The 20,588-nt window shown below is 69.8% G+C and carries 18 protein-coding genes; 7 read left to right on the top strand and 11 right to left on the bottom strand.

Features of this window, described 5'->3' with window-relative positions; translation table 11 throughout:
- Window positions 1-8: 8 nt before the first annotated feature.
- Window positions 9-383 (top strand): VOC family protein, encoded by a 375-nt coding sequence (locus ACQP2X_RS04305; protein ID WP_498694468.1) that lies wholly within the window; start codon window positions 9-11, stop codon window positions 381-383.
- Here ACQP2X_RS04305 and ACQP2X_RS04310 read toward each other — a convergent pair.
- The 8 genes from ACQP2X_RS04310 to cysC form a co-directional block, all read right to left on the bottom strand.
- The gene (locus ACQP2X_RS04310; protein WP_498700808.1) at window positions 373-1,371 is read right to left on the bottom strand and encodes a glycosyl hydrolase; all 999 of its coding nucleotides are present in this window, start codon (window positions 1,369-1,371) and stop codon (window positions 373-375) included. The two genes, ACQP2X_RS04305 and ACQP2X_RS04310, sit on opposite strands and share 11 nt — an antisense overlap.
- Window positions 1,364-2,098 carry a methyltransferase domain-containing protein gene (locus ACQP2X_RS04315; RefSeq protein ID WP_498694471.1) on the bottom strand — a complete coding sequence of 245 codons (735 nt, stop codon included), beginning with the start codon at window positions 2,096-2,098 and terminating at the stop codon, window positions 1,364-1,366. Before ACQP2X_RS04315 ends, ACQP2X_RS04310 begins: the two co-directional genes overlap by 8 nt.
- A complete protein-coding gene (locus ACQP2X_RS04320) occupies window positions 2,095-3,666 on the bottom strand; it encodes an MATE family efflux transporter (RefSeq protein ID WP_498694475.1) in 1,572 nt (523 codons plus the stop codon). The genes ACQP2X_RS04315 and ACQP2X_RS04320 overlap by 4 nt, the downstream gene beginning before the upstream one ends.
- Complete coding sequence (locus ACQP2X_RS04325; protein ID WP_498694477.1) at window positions 3,627-4,508, bottom strand: sulfotransferase family protein; 882 nt, start codon at window positions 4,506-4,508, stop codon at window positions 3,627-3,629. Before ACQP2X_RS04325 ends, ACQP2X_RS04320 begins: the two co-directional genes overlap by 40 nt.
- Window positions 4,509-4,510: 2 nt before the next feature.
- The gene (locus ACQP2X_RS04330) at window positions 4,511-5,740 is read right to left on the bottom strand and encodes a hypothetical protein (protein WP_498694479.1); all 1,230 of its coding nucleotides are present in this window, start codon (window positions 5,738-5,740) and stop codon (window positions 4,511-4,513) included.
- Window positions 5,737-7,104, bottom strand: a complete 1,368-nt coding sequence (locus ACQP2X_RS04335) for a hypothetical protein (protein WP_498694481.1) — start codon at window positions 7,102-7,104, stop codon at window positions 5,737-5,739. Before ACQP2X_RS04335 ends, ACQP2X_RS04330 begins: the two co-directional genes overlap by 4 nt.
- Window positions 7,101-8,843: a Wzz/FepE/Etk N-terminal domain-containing protein gene (locus ACQP2X_RS04340; RefSeq protein ID WP_498694483.1), complete on the bottom strand. Its 1,743-nt coding sequence runs from the start codon at window positions 8,841-8,843 to the stop codon at window positions 7,101-7,103. The genes ACQP2X_RS04335 and ACQP2X_RS04340 overlap by 4 nt, the downstream gene beginning before the upstream one ends.
- Before the next feature lie 94 nt (window positions 8,844-8,937).
- Window positions 8,938-10,443 carry an adenylyl-sulfate kinase gene (cysC, locus tag ACQP2X_RS04345; protein ID WP_498700811.1) on the bottom strand — a complete coding sequence of 502 codons (1,506 nt, stop codon included), beginning with the start codon at window positions 10,441-10,443 and terminating at the stop codon, window positions 8,938-8,940.
- A gap of 146 nt (window positions 10,444-10,589) precedes the next feature.
- Here cysC and ACQP2X_RS04350 point away from each other — a divergent pair, with 146 nt between their 5' ends.
- Together ACQP2X_RS04350 and ACQP2X_RS04355 are read left to right on the top strand one after the other, a co-directional pair.
- Window positions 10,590-11,924 (top strand): glycoside hydrolase family 26 protein, encoded by a 1,335-nt coding sequence (locus ACQP2X_RS04350; RefSeq protein ID WP_498694485.1) that lies wholly within the window; start codon window positions 10,590-10,592, stop codon window positions 11,922-11,924.
- A 10-nt stretch (window positions 11,925-11,934) separates the two neighbouring features.
- A complete protein-coding gene (locus tag ACQP2X_RS04355; protein WP_498694486.1) occupies window positions 11,935-12,786 on the top strand; it encodes a hypothetical protein in 852 nt (283 codons plus the stop codon).
- A gap of 205 nt (window positions 12,787-12,991) precedes the next feature.
- Here the strand turns inward: ACQP2X_RS04355 and ACQP2X_RS04360 are convergent, their stop codons facing one another.
- From ACQP2X_RS04360 to ACQP2X_RS04370, 3 genes are all read right to left on the bottom strand, one after another.
- Complete coding sequence (locus tag ACQP2X_RS04360) at window positions 12,992-14,389, bottom strand: IS1380 family transposase (protein WP_498694488.1); 1,398 nt, start codon at window positions 14,387-14,389, stop codon at window positions 12,992-12,994.
- Window positions 14,390-14,508: 119 nt separating this feature from the next.
- Entirely contained in the window at window positions 14,509-16,242 is a 1,734-nt protein-coding gene (locus ACQP2X_RS04365) for an ATP-binding protein (protein WP_498694490.1), read from the bottom strand.
- Between the two features lie 189 nt (window positions 16,243-16,431).
- Window positions 16,432-17,076, bottom strand: a complete 645-nt coding sequence (locus ACQP2X_RS04370) for a GNAT family N-acetyltransferase (protein WP_498694491.1) — start codon at window positions 17,074-17,076, stop codon at window positions 16,432-16,434.
- 102 nt (window positions 17,077-17,178) lie between these two features.
- Here ACQP2X_RS04370 and ACQP2X_RS04375 point away from each other — a divergent pair, with 102 nt between their 5' ends.
- Genes ACQP2X_RS04375 through ACQP2X_RS04390 form a run of 4 tightly spaced genes read left to right on the top strand, consistent with a single transcriptional unit; the run spans window position 17,179 to window position 20,570 of the window.
- Window positions 17,179-18,093: an ABC transporter ATP-binding protein gene (locus tag ACQP2X_RS04375; protein WP_498694492.1), complete on the top strand. Its 915-nt coding sequence runs from the start codon at window positions 17,179-17,181 to the stop codon at window positions 18,091-18,093.
- Window positions 18,086-18,952 carry an ABC transporter permease gene (locus tag ACQP2X_RS04380; protein WP_498694493.1) on the top strand — a complete coding sequence of 289 codons (867 nt, stop codon included), beginning with the start codon at window positions 18,086-18,088 and terminating at the stop codon, window positions 18,950-18,952. The genes ACQP2X_RS04375 and ACQP2X_RS04380 overlap by 8 nt, the downstream gene beginning before the upstream one ends.
- Entirely contained in the window at window positions 18,949-19,860 is a 912-nt protein-coding gene (locus tag ACQP2X_RS04385; RefSeq protein WP_498694494.1) for an ABC transporter ATP-binding protein, read from the top strand. The genes ACQP2X_RS04380 and ACQP2X_RS04385 overlap by 4 nt, the downstream gene beginning before the upstream one ends.
- Entirely contained in the window at window positions 19,860-20,570 is a 711-nt protein-coding gene (locus ACQP2X_RS04390; RefSeq protein WP_498694496.1) for an ABC transporter permease, read from the top strand. Before ACQP2X_RS04385 ends, ACQP2X_RS04390 begins: the two co-directional genes overlap by 1 nt.
- Window positions 20,571-20,588 lie beyond the last annotated feature (18 nt).

Here is a 20,588-nt window from a genome sequence, read left to right on the forward strand (position 1 = left end):
CTCCCCCCATGACCTTCGACTTCGAGCGCCTCCACCACATCCAAATCCTCTGTCCACCCGGTGGCGAAAACGTCGCACGAAGCTTCTACGCCGGGATCCTCGGCCTGACCGAGCTGGCCAAACCGCCCACCCTCGCCTCCCGTGGTGGGTGCTGGTTCCGGGGTGGTGGCTGGGAAGTCCACGTCAGCCCCGTGCCGGATTTCGTAGCTGCGACGCGGGCCCACCCGGGCGTACTCGTCAATGGTCTTGATGGTTTGGCCCTGAAACTGGAAACCGCCGGTCGCCCGGTTCAGTGGGATTCCCACTTTCCGGGCCACCGGCGGTTCTACTCGCAGGACGATCACGGGAACCGGCTCGAGTTTCTCGAAGCGGTCAAGGATTGAAGTACGGGTCCTTCACCAGCTTGTGGAACGCCTTGAACGCCGCCTTGTCGCCGGTCAGCTGGAACTGCTTGTTCGGGCCGTTTCCCTCCGGGTCCGACTCGAAGTAGGCGATCGCCTTGATCTGCGGGTTGGCCTTGAACGTGCGGCCCGCGTCCTTCAGCCAGTCCGCGCGGCCGGCCGAACCCCATGCCTTCGCCACGCCGAACTCGCCGATCACGATGGGCTTCGGGCGCTGGGCCGCCCACTTCAGGAACGGGCCCATCAGCTGGCCGATCGGCTCGAAGCGTTCGCCCGCGTACACGTCCACGCACGTCCAGTCCACCTGGTCGTCGCCCGGGTAGAAGTCGGGCGCGTCGCCTCTCATGAAACCTTCCGCGGTCGGGCACCACACCCATGAGACGTTCTTCGCGCGTTCCTCGTCGAAGATCTTGCGCACGTACTTCCACGCCGCGATGTAGTCGGCGCCGGACCACATCGTCGCCCTCAGGTTGGGCCGGTCCATCTCCCAGCGCATCCGCAGCAGCACCGGGACCTTCAGCTTGCGGACGGCCTTGGCCTGCTTGCGGATCAGCTCGTCGTGCTCGCCGTCCAGGATGGACCGGTTGTCGCCGGTCGCCCAGCTCACCATCAGTGTCGCGCCCCGGGCCAGGAACTCCTTGTCGGACGGGGTTCCCACCATCTGCTCGAAGCGCCGGTACGTGTTCACGATGCTCAGCCGCCGCCCCAGGTCGGCTTGCAGGCTGTCGACGGCGGCGAGCCGCCCCACGTGGGTCAGCGCGTCCGGCTTGATCCACGCCCCGACCAGCGCGCCGCGCCGGGGCGGCGACACCGGGCCCGACGCGAACGGGCCCTGCTGAACGGCGACCGCGGCCGGCGCCGCCGACAAATCGGGCGGCGCCGGCGGTGCTTCGTCCTTTTTGTCCTCGCGACCGAACGAGCAAGCTCCGACAAAAAGGGTGCAAAGGACGATCAACAAAAGCTTACGCATGGACACGGCGCGCGGTGTAGAGGACGTTGACGGCATACGAGTCACTGCCCGGCATCCGCCGAGCGGCCGCGTCGACCGCCCGGGCCACCGGGTTCCCGTGCAACGACGGCGTGATCATCGAGAAGCCCCGCCGCTCGACGATCTCGAAGCCGTGCTTCTCGAACAGCGACGCCACCTCGGCGTGCGACAACTCCGCGAACCACCGCTGCCCCTGATGCCGGCGCGCGCGCAAATGGCGCACCGATCCCGCGTTTCCGTGGTTCTCCACCACGAGCACGCCCGAGTCCCGTGACGGCAGCGCCTTCGCCGCGAACGCCAGCGCCCGGTCCCGTACGGCCGAATCCACATTGAGCAACAGCCGGAACATCGTCACGATGGCCGGGGAGCCGGCCGGCACCGGATGGGGCACCGGGCCGTCCGGCGCCACCTGGTGCCAGTTCGCCCTCGAGCCGACCTCGGCCGCCTTCGCCATCATCTCGGCCGACGTGTCGTAGCCGTGCGCCTCGCGGACCAGCCCGTGCAAGATCCGGATGGCCCGCCCGGTGCCGCAGGCGAAGTCGTGCTGCACCGGCGCCAGCGGCCCGAACTCGCGCCGCACCAGCGTCCGCAGATAGTCCTGCTGCCGCTCGTTGATCTGCGAGGCGTAGCTGTCCGGTGCGTAGGTGATGTTCTCGTACTTCTCGACCGCGTCGGTGTCCTGGAACACCTTGGTGTAGTCGGTGGTCAACTCGTCCTCCTCGAAGGTTTGAAGGCGTCCAGAGCAAGGCGTGTGCGCAGCAGCCAGGCGCCGCCGGCATAGGCGGGAACGGCGGCCAGCGCCGCGAGGGTCAGTCCGGTGCCGCCGGTTCCGGCGATCGCCGTGATGGTCATGGGCAGTACGCCGAAGCAGGCGACCGCCAGCAGGGCGGCCGCCCGCGTCCCGCGGCCGAACGGGTGCAGCCCGACCGCCCGGCCGACCTGGATCAGCGGCAGCAGGTTGTTGGCGACCATCGCGCAGGCCAGCCCGATCGCCGCCCCCAGCGCGCCGAGCCGGGGGATGAGCAGCACGTCGAGCCCGATCGTGACGACCAGCGCGATCAGCACGTTGGCCAGGTTCCACGAGGTGCGCCCGGCCATGGCCAGCACCATGTCGACCATGCCGCAGCCGGTGGCCAGGAGCATCGCGCCGGCCAGCACGACCACCACGACCCGTCCCTCGCTCGCGTAGTGCTCGCCGAACAGCCGCAGCCACAGCGGCGCGAACAGGATCACCAGCAGGATGACCGGCCACGTGACGAGCACGAGCCAGCCGGTCGCGGTCTGGTAGAGGTGGTTGGCCTCGCGCCGGTCGCCGGTGGCCAGCGCCTCGGCCAGCCGCGGCTGCACCGATTGCGAGATCCCCTGGTTGGCGAACTGGATCAACACGACAAATCGCCCCGCCACGGCGTAGACGGCGGCCGGGGCCAGACCGGCCAGGGCCGCCACCAGCAGCACGTCCACCCGTTGCAGGGCCAGCTGGGCCACGCTGGCCAGCGCGCGCGGCCCGGTGAACCGCCAGAAGTCGCGGCGGATGCCGGCGCGTTCGGCTCGGTGGGTGGTCACCCCGGGCGGCTTTCCCGCGCGATAGACCTTTCTGAGGCTGTACGCCGCCAGCACCGCGACCGGCAGATAAGGGGCGGCCCAGGCCAGCGCGAACCCGGGCAGCGACCCGGCGGTCCACAATGCCGCCGATCCGATCAGGGCGACCTGCACCAGGTTGCGCAGCACCCGATCCAGCAGCACGGTCGGCCGCATCGCCCGATATCCGCGGGTCGCCGTGAGCAGCGCGTCGGTCAGCGCCTGCAACGGCAGGAACGCCGCCAGCACCCGCAACCCGGCCGTGTGCGCGTCGACCACGTGACCGGCGTCGTGCGCCGTGATCCGCGCGATCACCGGCGCGGTCAGCCACATCGCCGCCGCCAGCAGGACCGAGACCACCACGACCGGCACCAGCCCGGCCCGCAGGCACGCGCCGAGCAGGTGGGCCCGCCCGGTGGCCCGCAGCCGGGCCGGCCAGTAGACCAGTCCGGTCTGGGTGCCGAGCTTGGCCAGTCCGCCGGCCAGCACGAAGGCGGCCGTCGCGGCGAAGAACGCCCCGGCCTGCTCGGCGCCGAGCGACCTGGCCACCACCCACGTGACCACCACGCCGGTGCCGCCGGCCAGCGCCGACCCCACCATGTTGGCCAGCCCACCGCGAGCCGCGGCTTTGGTAGAGCCCGAACGATCCAGAACCGCCGTCATGTCGTACGGCGCCAGATCGGCATGCGCCCCAGCCACCGCGCCAGAGCCTCGTCGTGGGGCAGGTAGTAGTCGGTGAGCTCGCGCCGCAGCGCCGGGTCCATGTCGGCCTGGCGCGGGCGGGCGTTGTGCCGCTCGAACGGCGGCCGCTCGAGATAGTTGGGCAGCCCCAGGAAGTCGCAGACCTCGTCGTAGACGTCCTCCGGCTCGGCGAAGAACCGCTCGCTCTCCACCACGTGGATCCGCTCCCGCCCCACGTGCTGGGCCATCACGCTCAGATAGCGGGCGTACTCGCCGCGGGCCCGATAGGCGTGGTGCTGGTGGCTGAAGCTGTAGTACTCCGGGTCCTCGGCCAGCTTCTCCTCCTGCTTGTGCAGGCGGGCCGGTTCGAGCGCGAGCGCCGCGCCGAAGTCGCGCTCGGGCTCGAAGTCGCGGGCCACCTCGTGGTGGTGCTGCGAATACGCCCGCTCGACCGGGTCGCGGACCAGGACGATCAGCTTGGCGTACGGCAGGTCGCGCGCGATCCGGGCCGCCGCCTGCGGGTGGTACATGTAGTACGGGCTCGACTCGAACGTCTGCGCCGCCACCCCGTACCGCTCGGCGATCTTGTCGGCGCTGCGGGTGAGCGGGAAGTGGGCCTTGTACCAGCCCATGCCGCGCCCGTACGAGGTGTCGAAGTAGTGCACGCCCTTGTGCAGCACGGCCTTGAGCACGACCGGGTGCTCGGCCATCGCCCGGTACAGCGACGTGGTCCCGCAGCGCTGGCCACCGCAGATCAGGAACGACGGCGTCATCCGGCCCGGCGCGGTGAGCCGGCCGTAGGAGCGCGAGCCCAGGTGCACCACGCGCTTCATCGGCGCCGGCATCTTGCGTACGTCCATGGTCACAGCTCCTCGACCCGGCGGATCAGCACCGGGAGCAGCCAGGTGCCGAGCACGCCCAAGCGGGCGCCGGCCTCGGCCTGGCGGTCGGTCAGATATCGGGTGGCGAGATCGACGAGGTAGAGCAGCGCCGTCACCTCGCGGCCCTCGGGCACCACGCCGAACGGCGCCAGCAGCTCGCCCGCGCGCTTCACGGTGGCCTCGACGGCGTCCCGGGCGTCCTCGGTGGACTGGATGCGCTTCTGGAGCTCGTGGTGGACGGCGTCGAAGCCCAGCGGCACCCCGGTCGCGAACCGTTCCCAGTCCCAGACCAGCAGCGCGTCGGCCAGGTTGGCCATGTTCCAGGGCGCCCAGTCGCCGTGCCAGGCGCCGTAGCGGAAGGTCATCTCGCCGCCGCGGCGCACCAGCAGCTCGGCCGCCGAGGCCAGGCTGACGCCCTCGGGCCGGTCGCTCACGGCGGCCAGGCGCCCGCGCAGCTCGTGCCAGTAGGCGCTGCCGGACAGCGTCTCGGTGGTGTATCCGCAGCATCCGGCGATGTCGAGCATCGCCGCGACCAGGCGCCGCTGGCTCAGCGGCGCGCGCGGCAGCCACACCGGCAGCGCCGACTGCACCAGCACCTGGAGCCCGCGCCACTCGCCGGCGTGCAGCACCCGGGGCACGGTCAGCTTGGTCAGGCCGCTGTTGCCGAGCGCGGTCAGCGCCGCCGACTCCGCGCGGACCAGCCGCTGGGTGAGCGGCCCGGTGCCGAGCTTGCCGAAGCCGAACGTGTCACCGTCCGGGCTGAGCAGCTGGAGCACCGGCTTGCGGTTGGCCCGGGCCGGGCCGATGTGGACACTGACCGCCAGCTCGCGGCCCAGCGCCTCGCTCAGATAGCCGTCGATGCATTGGGAGTACGGCCCGGTGACCCGGACCCGGTCGCGCAGCAGCACGCCGGAGGCGCCGGTGCGGACCGCGGCCACCACCGCCTCCCGCTTGAGCCGGGCCGCCCGTGACTGCGGTTCCGCGTACCGGCGTACCGCCGCGGCCGCCACCCGGCGCGACATCGAGGGCACCAGCAGGCGGGGCCGCCGCGCGTCGGGGACCACCAGATATTCGGCGATCGGGGTGCCCGGCGACCCGTCCGTACGGCACGGCTGTGGGTAGAGAAGGTCGAGCACCTCGGTCAGGTACCGCGTACGCAGCTCCGCGTCGCCCGCGGTCAGCTCGGCCGGCGCCGTCTTGACCGGACTCATGTCGTCGTGTCCCCCTCGGATGAATTGCGCCAGAGCAGCGCGAACGCCAGAACGGTGAAGGCCAGGGGGGTGACGAGCGAGTTGTACCAGAGCATCGCCGAGAACGAGGTGACGATGGCGGCGCTGCCGGCCACCCCGATCGCGCTGCGGTCGCGGCGGAACCGCCACAGGCCGTACGCGAAGAAACCGAGATAACCCACCGTGCCCACCGCACCGTGTGCGTAGAGCAACTGCCACAGTTGCCCGTTGCCGCCGACGGTGAAGTTGCCGCAGCGCTCGCAGCCGGCGCTCTCGCCCACGGTGATCGAGTTGCGGCCGCCGAGGGTGTTGCGCGTGCCGCCGTAGCCGATGACAGGTGAGCCGGTGAAGCCGTCCAGGGCCCGGTCGATGAGGAACGAGCGGACGCCGTTGGACTTGCCGTTGTCCATCCGGGCTCCGACCACGTCACCGAGGGGAGTGGCGACCAGCGTGACCGAGAGCATCGCGCCGGCCATCACGACCGCGCCGATGATCCAGAGCTTGCCGGCCAGCACGTAGCGGGCGGCCACGTAGACGACCAGCACGCCGATGCCGATCCACAGCCCGCGGTTGAGCGAGACGACGGCGGGCACGATCGAGACGGCGAGGCAGACGGTCGTCCAGAATTTCGCGCGGGAGGAACGGGCGGCCACGATCAGCCAGCCGACCAGCAGGCAGAAGTTGTTGCCCCACGTGTTGGTGTAGCCCCACGGCGCGGCCGGGCGCGGTTGGCCCTCGCCGACGATGTCCATGATCTGTGCCGCGTACGGGTGCACCAGCGACTGCACGAAACCCTTGTTCCGTACGCCCGAGGGCAGCAGCCACTCGACCGGCGAGGTGAACTCGAACGTGCCCGCCACCATGCCGAGCAGGCCACCGAGCACGGTGACCACGAACAGCCAGCCGAGCAGCTTCACGAGGCGGCGCTTCGGCAGCTCGGCCTCGGTCAGGTTGCCCGCGTAGACCAGGAGAACGGTCAGCGAGGCGTACATCAGAGCCTTGTAAGCCACCGCCGGCAGACGGCCCGTCGCGTGCTCGGCCACCGTGCCGGCCGGGTCGGCGCCGAGCGCGCCGATGCTGATCACCACGGCCGCCAGGAAGATCACCCAGAAGGCGAAGCCGGGCGGGAGCCGCAGCGGGCGGCCGGCGGCGCGACGGCGGATCAGCAGGAACAGCATCGGCACGGCCATCAGCGCGAAGATCAGCACGCCGAGGCCGAGCGCCCACCAGATCGGGTAGAACGCCAGGATGCTCGCCACCGGCCAGGCCGGCAGATCCCTCCGCTTCGGCGCACCGTGAGCCGCCCCGCCCGCAACGCGCGCCGGGGTGGGGGCCGTCTGGGTCACTTCTTGTCGCCGTCCTTGGCGATGTCCTTGACCGCTCCCGACATGTCGATCACGGCGGTGATCTCGTCCGCGTGGTTGGCGTCCCGCTGGCGCAGCGCGGCCTTCTCGGCCGACGACACCGTGTTGGTCGGGAAGCGCTGGGGCGCGGTCAGCACGGCCGTCTCGTCGGGCCGGGGGCCCGACGACGCCGGCGCGGGCGTCAGGGTCACGACGGGTGCGGCGGCTTCGGCCGTACGCAGATTGGTCAGATGCGGCAGTACGACGGCGCCCAGCAACGGCGTGCCGACACGCTGCAACTGCTCGGCCGCGTCGAGCAGGGCGGGGCGGCGGGCCCGGCGCAGCTCGACGGCCAGGATCGCGGCGTCGGCCAGGCTGGCCAGGCTCTGCGCGTCGGCGCTGCTCGCGGTCGACGGGGCCTCGATCACCACGTAGCCGCCCTGGCTCCGCAGGGTCTCCAGGGTGTCGCGGAGCCGCTGCGACTGCATGAGCCCGGCCGCGGTGGCGGCGCCACCCGTGGTGATCACCCGCAGCGACGGGATGCGCGGGCAGCGCTGGAGCGCGCGGGACAGGCCGACCCGGCCGGCCAGCAGGTCGGACAGGCCGGGCACGGCCGAGACGCCGAGCATGCGGGCCAGCGGGGCCGCGTCGACGACGCTGTCCGGCAGGTGGGCGCCGATCAGCACGACGTCGCTGCCGGTGCGGGCCAGGGCGGCGGCCAGGTTCGCGGCCACCAGGGTGCTGGCCGAGCCGCGGCTGGCGCCGGTCACCACGATGGTCCGGGCCTCGGGCGGCAGGGTGGCCAGCACCTCGTTGCGCAGCCGGTTGAAGACCCGGCCTCCGGCGCCGTACGGCTGCAGGACGTCGTCGAAGTGCGGGGTGGTCCGCTCGTCGAGCGCGGCCAGCACGTTCATCCGCCCGCGGTCACGCACGTCGGCCGCCGAGCGCAGCCTGCGGTCGTACCTCTCCCGCACGAACGCGAGAGCGAGGCCCAGCAGCAGGCCGAGCATGCCGCCGGTGGAAATGTTGATCATGGGCTTGGGGCTGACCGGATCCTCCGGCAGGCGGGCGTCGCTGATGATGCTGCCCGCGCCGACGGTGGTCGTGGTGAGCTCGTTCAGCTTGCCGGTCATGCCGTTGAGCTGGTTCTGCGAGTTCTGCCGCAGGCTCTGCAGGTTGCTCTCGTCCGAGCTGCCCCGGGTCGACCGGGCCAGCCGGGCGTTGATGCCGGTCAGCGTCGTGGTGAGCTGCTTGATCTTCGCGGTGAGCGTCTTGATCTGCTGGTCGAGGCCGTTCTGCGCGGTCTCCTCGCGGTTGCGCAGATAGGCCTCGGCGAACGCGTGCGAGCCGGCCTGCGCGCCCTCGGGCGAGTCGGCCTTGAACGTGACCATGAGGACCGTCGTGTTGGCCGGCACCTCGACCGAGACGTCCTTGGCCAGCTCGATCGGCGACCGGTCGCTGCGCAGCAGCGCCGCCGCCTTGGTCGCGACCGCGCCCGAGCCGACCAGCTGGGCCTCGGTGTCCAGGTTGACCGAGCCCTTGGTGCGGCCGCCCTGCGCGTTGGTGTCCTGGTCGACGGCCTGCACGAGCACGGCCGTCGACGACTGGTAGACCTTGGGCATCGCCGAGGTCAGGCCCGCGCCCGCGCCCAGTCCGGCGCCCGTCGCGATCAGCGCGATCCACCAGTGCCGGCGGAAGACACCGAGATAGTGCGAGACATCCGCGGGGCGTGACGCTTCCATCGGTTGGCGGCCCTTTCGGGGGTGGAGTGAGGATCTTTTGGGCGTTTCGCCCCCAAGGGCTCAACGCCTCACTCCCGCCGACGTGATGGGTGCTTTACATTTTCGGCTCCACCCAGCCGCTTTCCACGAGATAGGCGATCACCATCTCGATGGCCTCGGCCACCGACATGGTTGTCGTGTCGATGGTCAGCTCGGCGTCGGCCGGCTCCTCGTACGGGTCGTCGATGCCGGTCATGCCGCGCAGCTGGCCGGCCCGGGCCCGGGCGTACAGGCCCTTGCGGTCGCGCTGCTCGCAGACCTCCAGCGGCGTGTTGACGTGCACCAGCACGAAGCCGGCGCCGGCCTCGACGGCCATCGCCCGCACGGCGGCGCGCGCGTTCTCGTACGGCGCGATCGGGCAGGCCACGGCCATGCCGCGATGGCGGCCGACCTCGGCCGCGACCCAGCCGATGCGGCGCACGTTGCGGTCGCGGTCGGCCTTGCTGAAGCCCAGCCCGGCCGAGAGCTCACGGCGCACCACGTCGCCGTCGAGCAGGGTGATCGTGCGGTCGCCGCTCTCGCGCAGCGAGTCGGCCAGGCCGCGCGCGATCGTCGACTTGCCCGAGCCGGAGAAGCCGGTGAAGAAGACCACGAGCCCGCGGTGCCGGCGCGGCGGCCGGACCCGCACCAGCTCTTTGGCCACGGCCGGGGGAGTGTGCCACTCGGGCAGCGGGAAGCCGCGGTCGAGCAGGTCGTCGATCTCGGCCGGGGTCATCGCGAGGCGGCGGTTGCGCGGCGGGATGTCGTCGCGCCAGCGCCACTGGCCGTCCCGGTTGTCGTACGCCAGCTCGCGCGGCACGAGCACCCGCAGGTTACCGCCGGAGAGCATGTCGCCGGTGGAGAGCACGTGGGTCACCCCGTACGACTTGGCCACGCGGGCCCGCAGCAGGGCGTCGCGCAGCTCGTCGCCGCGCGGAAGCAGCGGCACGGCGACGATCGTGGCCGGGGGCATCCGGTCGCGGGCGGCGAAGATCGTGCGGACCAGCGCCTCGGGCGGCAGCCCGTCCGGCCCGGGGCCGATCACCGGGATCAGGATCAGCAGATGGGCGCCGAGCGTGCGGGCGGCGTGCGAGATCTGGGCCAGCTGCGGGCGGTGCAGCGGCCGGTCGGCGATCACACCGAGCACCCGGCCGGGTGGGAGAAGAGCGCGGACCTCCTCGGGCGTACGCCGCAAGCGCTGGAAAGGACCGTGGCCGCCGTCGCCCATCCGGGTCACCCGGCCGCCCACGCCCCACTCGCGCTCGCGCGACGGCCAGACGTCGGAGACCTCGAGCGCGGCCACCGGCGCGCCCTCGGGGTCGGTGAGGATGACCGTGCGGCGCAGCGGGTCCTCGAGGTTCAACCGCCCCGCGATCTCCTCGGGAACCTCCAATGTGACCGGCACCGGCCACGGCGTGCCGTCGGCCAGGCGGCCACGGCGGCGCAGCGCGTGCAGATCGGCACGGCCGAGGAAACCGGTGAGCGGGGCATAAGCCCCCGAGAGCAGAAGTTCGAGGTCCGCCAGCTCGTGCGGGTGCGGCGTGTACGACGGGGCGTCGCGCAGCACGTCCTCGGGCAGCATCGAACCATTCACTTCCGTATCCCCCTGCGGGCCGACTAAGGGGACAGTTTGGCAGCCCGCGTGATCGTGGTCGAGATGGGTCTCCCCTCCACCTTTTCCCGTCGGGTATTAGACAAAACGGACTTAAGCCTCAATACTGGCTGATCGTGAGTCGACGAAGGCTTGTTCAGTTCGCCGCGATACCCACGGCATTCGCCCTTTCGGTCGCGGCCACGCTCGCGTGGGCGTGGACCGGCGGCACCGACCAGATCGGACTCGGGCTCAGCGACCCGACCGTCTCCGTGCCGGCCATGTCGCCGCCCGAGGCCCCGGAAACGGCGCAGCCGGGCGTCGCGCCGCCGGTCTTCCGCGCGCCGTCGCCGGGCGCCTCGTCGGCCGCTCCGTCGACCGCGGTCACCTCGGCCGCCACCGCCGCCGCGTCCGTCCTGGCGCCCGCGCCGGCGCCGCGGATCGCCAACATCGCCGCACCCGGCTTCGCCGCCGCCGTCACCCAGCCGCAGCAACAGCAGCAGCAGCGTCGCGGGGGACGCTGCTACACCGGCCACAACCTGGTGCCCACCTGCGGCGTCCTCTGGGGCGTGGCCCCCGGGGCGCACACCGAGAGCCGCGGCGCCTCCGCCCTCTCCCGGTTCGAGCGCAAGACCGGCCGCCACCAGGCGATCTACCACGCCTATCACGGGGGCACGCGGCAGCTGTTCCCCACCGAGCAGGAGATCGCGATCGCGCACCAGCCCGGTCGCAAGCGCATCCTGTTCCTGAACTGGAAGCCGGAGTCGGCGTCCTGGGCGAAGATCGCCAAGGGCGACCGCCGCACCGACGCGTTCCTGGACCGGCTCGCCGTGCACATCAAGAAGAACTTCCCCGAGCAGTTCTTCTTCGCCGTGCACCACGAGGGCGAGAACGACGTCCGCGAGAAGGCCGGCTCGGGCTACACGGCCCGCGACTACGCCGCCATGTACCGCCACGTGGTGAAGCGCCTGCGGGCCAAGGGCGCCGACAACATCGTCTCCGTGCTCGTGCACATGGCGTACGTGCCGCACGCGCAGAAGAGCTGGTTCAACCACATGTACCCGGGCGACGACGTGGTCGACTGGATCGGCTTCGACACGTACGCCTACAGCGACCCCGGATATGGCCACGGCAACTTCGCCGAGATCCTCAACCGCCGTCTCGAGGGCAAGCGCGCCTGGCCCGGCTTCTACAGCTGGGCGGTGGCCCGCCACCCGAACAAGCCGCTCATGCTGGCCGAGTGGGGCGTCTGGTCGTCGAAGCGGAACACCAAGTACAAGGCCGACTTCTACCGCCGGATGGGCGACGACATCCGCAAGTTCCCGCGGATCAAGGCGATGGTGCAGTTCGAGACCCCGAGCAACCAGAAGGGCCAGGACTCCTCGGTGGACAGCACCCGGGCCGCGCTCGACGCGTACCGCAAGCTCGGCCGTTTGCCCATTTTTCAGGTTGCCGTCACCCCGCGCCGCTAGCTTTCCGTCCGTGCTCATCGTCCGGCACCGCCGCGCCACCCTCCTGGGAGGCGCGGCGGTTCTCGTCATCCTGGCCCTGTCACACCGAGGCGCCCTCCTCCTCGGCGCGGCGGTGGTCCTGGCCCTGCTGGCCTGGTTCCTGGCCGAACGCCCCCGAACACCGGCGATGCCCGCTTTCACGACACCGAGAGGCCCCGCGCTGATCGTGGCCGGCCTGGCCCACTTCGCACTGATCGCGGCCTGCCTGTCGCTCGGCCTCGCCGAGCCCGACAAGACCGCGTGGGTGGTCCTGCTGGTCGCCACACTCGCGCCTCTGCCCTTTTACGCGTACGGCCTCTGGCACGGCACCGGAGTGACTCTCACCCCCGCAGGTGTACGGGCGGACAAGCTCGCCGGCACGCTCTTCCACCCCTGGCACGCGTTGTCCGAGACCCAACCTCGCAACGACCTGGACGGCGAGATCACCATCGCCGCCCACGGAAAGCCCGAGACAACCGGCCGCCCGGCGAACCGCGACACCCTGATCTTCGACGGGACGTCCGGCGCGTTCGTGGCCGCCGCGCTCCGCTTCTACGTGGCCCACCCATCGGAACGCGAACAGATCGGCACCCCCGAGGCCTACCGCCGCCTGGTCGCCGGCATCGCGCTGGAAACCGACCGCCCCTTGCCGCCACCCACACCCCGCCCCGCGATCCGGGACACGTCGATAGGCCTGACCATCATCGCCGTCGCCGCCGCGATCGGCCTCTGGACCGACTGGCGCCTGACCGGCCACGGCCTGATCGCCCTGCTTCCCCAGGTGATGCTGCTCCCGGCCATGTTCGGCACAGCTCTGATCATCCGAGCCCGAGCCTCCGCCTGAAGCCCACCACGCGTCCGAACCACGGTGTCATCCCGCTCGGCGCTCTGCCCGGCGGCTACTAGCCTCGGTCTTTCACTTGGGCGTCGGTTGATAGCTAGTCTTCGATGGATACTATTTGCGCGTTTGGCGTTGTTTTGTTGGCATGGTGATGGCCCGGCGCGGGCCGGGTTCCTCCGTGTTGCTGGTCGGGGCGAGAGACGCTGGGTCAGCCGGTGGGCCGTGGTAGTGCGGCGAGCTTGCTGAATGCGCTGGTCAGAGCGTCGGTCCAGGGCCAGCCTGCGGCGATGGCGAGGCGGGTTCGGCGGGCGGTGCGGGTGATCCGGGCGGCGACGTGCAGCAGCCGGTAGCGCAGTTTCTTGGGTTCGGCGGCCGCGAGGTCGCCGTCCAGGAGCAGGGTTTGGGTCCAGGCGAGTAGGTCGATGCCGGTCAGGGCGAGTTGCAGCCAGGCCTGGTTGATCGCGAAGTGTCGGGACGGGAACCGGCCGAAGCCGGTGTTCTTGCCGCAGCGGATGCGGTCCTCGACTCGAGCGTGAGCTCGGTGTCGGGCCTCCAAGTGCTGGATGCTGCCGTGGCCGGGCGGGGTGTCGGTAGCCACCATCTGGTGCCGCCAGCCTTCGATGGTGTCGAACAGCGATAGTTGAGCGCCGGGGTGCGGGCGTTCCCGCCGGATGAGGAACCGGGTGCCTTCCGGCCAGCCGGCCGCCTCGAACAGGCCGGTGATCTCGCAGACCTCGGCGCCGTCACGAAGGTCCCCGGCGGTGTCGACGGCGGGGATCCAGCCGGTCGCGGCCCGGATCGCCGCCCGGACTCCTTCGGTGATCGCGGCGCCGACACTGAATCGGATGTCCAGGTGCTGCTCGCGCAAGGCCCGGATGTGGGCCAGGAAACCGTGGCTGGAACCGGCCGAATCGCTGCGCAGCAGGATCGCCGTGCCGTAACGGTGTGCGTCAGGGATCTGGGCGAGGGCCTGGTCGAGCACGGTGATGTGGTCGGTGGTGGTGTTGGATCCGGCCCGGCCTTCGCGCAGCAGCCCGGCGAGGGCTTCACCGGTGTTGTCCAGGAAGCACAGCAAAGGGTGGAACCCGAACGTTTTCTTCCAGGTACGGGTCGCTGATTCCTTCTCGGAGTGACAGATCACGATGCTCGCGTCGATGTCCAGGACCAGCCCGCCGACCGGCTGGCCGGCCACCATCGGCTGGGGCAGGTCGCCGCGGACCTCGGCATGCTGGGCCCAGGCGATTTCCCGGGCGTGGGCCCGGGCGGACCGCAGTTCGGCCAGCATGGTGTCGTCGAGCTGCGACAGCAGCCGCCACGCGGTCGGGTCAGAGGCAACCGGCCCGAACAGGTCCGGCTGATGGCGCAGGACTGCCAGGTCGCCGATGGCCTCACCGCCATCGGCGAGCATCACGGCCAAATCGGTCGCGATCCGGCCCGGATCGTGACCGCGCTGCCGCTGCCGCAACCCCGACAGCGCGAGACTGAACGCGCTGGTCAACCCTGTTACGTCGGCCAGATCGGCGAGCAGCCGGGCACCGGCATGGCCGACCACGCCCCGCCCGCCACCGGTCACCGTGATCTTCGGACGTGTTGCGGTAGCCTTCACCCAGCAAGTGCCTTCCGTGACAGGAAACTCGGACCCTCAGCAAGTCCTATTTTCCCTGATCAGAAGGCACTTCTTCATTTCCGGCCCAGTCCTTGGACACCCTTAACGAAGGGCCGAGGCTAGGTGGTCGATCGCCATCGCGCGCTGCGCGACCGCTGTTTGCCAAGCAGATCGACAAGCCCTTTCCGCCGGAGTGAGTAGAGGGCGCGGGTCACCTGATCTCGGCTCAGACCTGTCCTGATTTCGAGTTCGGCTCGCGACAGGGGCTCACCAGCAAGGGCGGAGATGATCTCTGTTTCGTTTGTGGACAACTGAGTCGACGTCGCCAAAGAGTCCACAGCCCTCCTTGGCGGGGCGTCACCTGCTGGATGCACCTGGTAGGTGGTGGATCCTCTCGTTCCCGACTGCTCGACGACCTGCGCGTCCACCAACTCCCGTAATTCACGAGTGGCCATGCGGCTGTCCAGGACACCGGTCAGCGAACGGTAGCTGCTGTTGGTGAGCACAGCCCCGTTACGCATCATGACCAACGCCGTCATCTGGGAGCGGGACAGCGGGGGCACTGGCAGGGAAGTCAGCCATGCCAGGGCATCTTCGTCGAGAAGTGTGTGATTCGGGAACTCCACGGTGAAGGTCGAGATGTTGTCGATGAACCGAGGCGGTTCCATGCCCACCGTGGAGAGGGCAACCAGCATGCGTGCGATACCTGTTCCCCGGTTCTCGCACACCATGCGACCATCTTCGAACGGGGTGTCCTCGAGGATCTTCAGCAGTGTCCGGTTACGAGAAGAGGTGACTGTGTCCGCACCCAGCGAGCTGACGTCGATGGGGCCGTACAAGCCGCCCGCGTTACGAATCACCAACCGGTCGGGATACATCTCGACTTGTACCTGCATTCCACGGGCGAAGTCCGAGTAGTCCCGGTGGACCAACGCGTTCACAACCGCCTCGCGAACCACTTCCTCGGGGTATTCCCATTCGTCGACCCGGTAGATGCCGGACACGATACTCCGCCGCCGCATGTTGCGCTTCAGCACGCCGATGCATTCGCTCACGATGAGCGGGATGGGGCCGTCGATGGACCGGTTCTCGATGAAGCGTTCACCGTAGCGACCAGTGACACCAGGCTCGGTCGACGGGTAGACGACTACCGTGACGTTTAGCTGCGGCTCGAAAGTCTGGGGATAGATGCCGAATACCAGAAGGCCGGCAAGGGTCGGGACCATGTTGCCGTCGTGTGTGGTCAATATGTTCAACATGACCAGGGCGCGTTCGTCGTCGACCCGCCGGAATATGTCGCTCTTGGTGTTACGGACATGCCGGAGAAACGCGCCGAGCAGGTCAGGGTCCAAATCTTCGAGTCTTGCTGTCGAAACTGGCGTCAGGTCGTGGCGCCGCTCGGTACGATTCGCCAGAAGCACTGTTACTTCGTAGTCGGTCAATTTCCGGTCACCGTCCGCCACGCGAATTCGTGACCCGGCCCAGGGGCCGAGCGCCCGTTTGTGGCAAGGGCGCTGGTCACGCGGCAACTGAGGAACCCTGCAGATCAAGACGTTTCTTCCATGCAGCGACGCAGTGAAGATCTCGGCTCTGACAGGTGGCTCCATGTCCGAGCAGATTGCGGCGATCTGGGATTCCATGGCGGCTGCGTCGTCAACGCCAGTGACAATGAACCCGCTCTTCTCGTCCACTCCGAGGACGATGATCCCGCCGGAAGCGTTGGAGAAGGCGCTGATCGACTCCCATAGCGTGACCGGCATGCCTCCTCTGGCCTTCTTGACCTCACATGTGTAGTGATCGGCGCCCAGCGTTCGCAAGGAGTCGATCAACTCGGCCAGCTCGGTGCGGTTCATCGGCGTCCTCTGCTATAGATCGGCGCTACAGATCTTTGTGCAGCGCCGTACAGAGCTGTGCAGCGCTGCACAGGAGCTAATGTGCCACACAGGTCGTCTTGATCGGTATCTGAAAGCGGGGATCAAGCCGCGGCCTGGCATGCCCGACCGAGCTGGAGCGGTCCTCACCTGCTGATCTGCGTGACGCGGCTACAGACCGAGGAGGGGTTTGCACTCCTCGACGCCGGTGAGGGTGATGTCGGGGCGGCGGCGTGGGGACCATGCGGCTCGGGTCAGGCGCCAGCGCTGGAGTTCGGCCGGCTCGCCTCGGCGGGTGGCCCAGTCGGAGCCGTTCCGGGTGTAGCCGAGGGACTCCGAGACGCGGTTCGAGGCGTAGTTGTCGGTGAAGGCATCGCTTCCCGCCTCGCTAGCGCCGAAACCGTCGAAGGCCAAGTGCAGGATCGCGGCCCGGGACTCCTTGCCCAAGCCCTTGCCCCGGGCGGCCGGCGCCAGCCAGGAGAACGTCGTCACCGTGCCCAGGGCGGCGAAGTCGCGGCCGACCATGTCCTGCATGCCCAAGGGCTCGCCGTCGGCGACGATGACGAAGTACAGGCGCCAGAAGTCCTCGCTGACGCGGGAGCGGCCCGACCAGACGCGGCGGAGCCAGTTCCACTCGCGGGCCGGACTGTCGTCGTACAGCGACATCGGATCGTCGAACGGCAGTGGGGCGCCCTCGGTGACCACGCCGGCCCGGACGATCGGGACCAATTGCTCCAGCAGGTCGTCGGTGGCGGCGGCCAGGGTCAGCCGCGGTGTGTGTACGGCCAGGTTCAATGGTGGATACGTGGACGGCACCGGCGCACGGTACCTCAACCTGAGAGTGAGCTGAGAGACCCTGTAGGCGCTCTCAGGGTTCCACCGGATCCGCCGGGTGCACCGGCTTCCTAGGCTGAGCCCGTGACCATCATCGCGACACAGTCATTGACGAAGACGTACGGGGGCGGGGTGACCGCTCTCGGCGATCTCACCGTCGACGTCGAGGCGGGCGTGATCGGGCTGGTCGGCGCCAACGGCGCCGGGAAGAGCACGTTCATCAAGATCATGCTCGGGCTTATCGCGCCCACGAGCGGGAGCGTGCGGGTGTTCGGCCTCGATCCGGTCGTGCAGACCGATCAGGTGCGGGCGCGGGTCGGCTATATGCCGGAGAACGACAGCCTGCCGCCGGACGTGTCCGCGGCCGAGTTCGTCACCCACCTCGGCCGGCTCAGCGGGCTGCCCAAGACGGCGGCGCGCGAGCGGGCCTCCGAGGCGCTGCGCCACGTCGGGCTCTACGAGGAGCGCTACCGGCAGATCGGCGGCTACTCCACCGGCATGAAGCAGCGGGTCAAGCTGGCCCAGGCGCTCGTGCACGACCCCGACCTGCTGCTGCTCGACGAGCCCACCAACGGCCTCGACCCGGCCGGCCGGGACGCCATGCTGGCGCTGGTGCACCGCATCGGCACCGAGTTCGGCATCTCGGTCGTCGTCTGCTCCCACCTGCTCGGCGAGGTGGAGCGGATCTGTGACTCGCTGATCGCGATCGAGGGCGGCCGGCTGCTGCGGGCCGACCGCATCTCGGCCATGACGGCCGCCTCGGACGTGCTCGCGGTCGAGGTCTCCGAGGGCATGGACGAGCTCTTCGACGCCCTGACCCAACTCCAGCTCGACGTCACCCGGGAGGGGCGGCAGCTGCTCGTCCCGCTCGATTCGGAGAGCTCGTACGACGAGATCCTGCGCGCCGTGGCCGAGCTCGATCTGCCGCTGCACCGCCTCGACCAGCGACGCCACCGGGTGGCCGAGCTCTTCACCACGAAGGAGACGGCCGATGTCTGACGCCGGCGTCATCCACGACATCGGATACCAGCGTTACGAGGGCCCCCGTCTGGGCCGCGCCTCGGTGTTCGCCGCGCTCTACCAGCACGGCCTGCGGGCCGCGTTCGGGCTGGGCCGATCGTTCAAGTCGAAGATCTTCCCGTGGCTGGTGGTGGGCATCGTCCTGCTGGTCGCGGTGATCAACGCCGCCGTGCGGGCGCAGGTCGACGTCATCCTGTTCGACTACTTCACCTTCGACGACACGATGACCTGGCTGATCATCTTCTTCGTGGCGATCGTCGCCCCGGAGCTGATGTCGCGGGACATCCGGTCGAACGTGCTGCCGCTGTACTTCAGCCGTCCGCTGCGCGCCGCCGACTACGTCGCGGCCAAGTTCGCGGCCCTGGTCACCGCGGTGTTCCTGCTGCTCGGCGTGCCTCAGCTGATCATGTTCCTGACCGCCGCGTTCACCATCGACGGCGGGGTCGGCAAGGTGTGGGAGGAGTTCTACGGCCAGCTGCTGCCGGGCTGGGCGTACAGCCTGCTCTGGGCCGTGCTCTTCGCCTCGATCAGCCTGCTGGTGGCCTCGCTGACCGGCAAGCGGGCGTTCGCCGCCGGCGGCATCGTCGCCTTCTTCCTGATGACCGCCCCGGTCGTCGCCGTGCTCAGCATCCTGCCGTCGGAGACCGCGCAGAACCTGGCCGGACTGGCCAGCCCCATGTCGCTGATCAACGGCGTGCAGATCTGGCTGCGCGACGGCGTCGATCTGGGCCTGGACGTGGGCCGCTTCGGCCCGATCTACGGCATCGAGGCCGTCTGCCTGGTCGCCGCCGCCCTTCTGCTTCTGCTGGCCCGGTACCGGAAGGTGGCTGCGCTGTGAGCGTCGTCGAGCTTCAGAACGTCTCCCGCTGGTACGGCAACGTGGTCGCGGTCAACGACGTCAGCATGACCCTGCAGCCGGGAGTGACCGGCCTGCTCGGCCCGAACGGCGCCGGCAAGACCACGGTGCTGCACATGATGGCCGGCTTCCTCGCCCCGTCGAAGGGCGCCGTCACCATCGACGGCGCGCCGACCTGGCGCAACCCGTCCATCTACGGCACGCTCGGGCTGGTCGCCGAGCGGGAGGCCGTGCACGGCTTCCTCACCGCCCGCGAGTTCGTGGTGGCCTGCGCCAAGATGCAGAGGCTGAGCGACCCGTCCGGCGCCGCCAAGCGCGCGCTGGAGCTGGTCGAGATGACCAGCGCCCAGGACCGCCGGATCGACACCTTCTCCAAGGGCATGCGCCAGCGCACCCGGGTGGCGGCCGCCCTCGTCCACGAGCCGCAGGTGCTGCTGCTCGACGAGCCGTTCAACGGCATGGACCCGCGGCAGCGCATGCACATGATGGAGCTGCTGCACTCCCTGGGCGACCGGGGCCACACGATCCTGTTCAGCTCGCACATCCTGGAGGAGGTCGAGCAGCTCTCCGGCCTGGTCCAGGTGATCGTCGCGGGCCGGCTGGCCGCGTCCGGCGACTACCGGCGGATCCGCCGGCTCATGACGAACCGCCCGCACGTGTTCGCCGTGCAGAGCTCGGACGACCGCAAGCTGGCGGTCGCGCTCATCGGTGAGAAATCGGTGAGCGGCGTCGAGATCGAGGCGAGCGGGCTGACCGTTCGCGCGTCCGACTACGGCAGCTTCACCCGCGCGCTGCCGCGCATCGCCCTCGGTGAGGGCATCCGGCTGCGCAAGCTGCTGCCGTCCGACGAGTCGCTGGAGAGCGTCTTCTCCTACCTGCTGGAGGCATGATGTCCACGGTCGCCTACATCACCTTCCGCGGCCTGTTCGGCCGCCGCCGGGCGCTGCTCCTGCTGCCGCTTCCGCTGCTGCTCATCGGCCTGGCCCTGATCTGCAAGGCGTACGACGTCAGCCCGGCCGACTGGGGCGAGCCGGTCGTGGTCGGTCTCGGCCTGGCCGTCGTGCTCCCGGTGACGGCCCTGATCGTCGGCACCGGCGTGCTCGGCTCCGAGGTCGACGACGGCACGATCATCCACATCCTGACCAAGCCGTTGCCGCGCCGCGACATCATCCTGGCCAAACTGCTGGTGGCGTCCGGGGTGACGGCCCTGACGGCCGCGATCCCGCTGTTCGTGGTGGGGGCGCTGGTCGAGTCGGTGAAGCTCGGTTTCGCCCTCGTGATCGGCGCCGTGGCCGGCGCGCTCGCCTACTCGGCGCTGTTCCTGCTGCTGAGCCTGCTGACCCGCCGGCCCGTGCTGGTCGGTCTGGCGTACATCCTGGTCTGGGAAGGTCTTCTCGGCCGTTTCGTCAGCGGGACGCGGGTGCTCTCGATCGAGCAGTACGTCATCGGCATCGCCGACAAGATCGCGCCGAGCGGCGTGCTCGAGGGCAAGGTGTCGCTGCCGGTGGCGGTCGTGATGAGCGTGATCTTCCTGGTCGGCGGCACGCTCTACGCGATCAACCGCCTGGGGTCCTTCAGCATGGCGGGCGAGACAAGCTGAAGCATGGCGGGCGAGACG

It is taken from the genome of Actinoplanes sp. CA-131856 (assembly GCF_050956135.1).
Classification (GTDB): Bacteria; Actinomycetota; Actinomycetes; order Mycobacteriales; family Micromonosporaceae; genus Actinoplanes.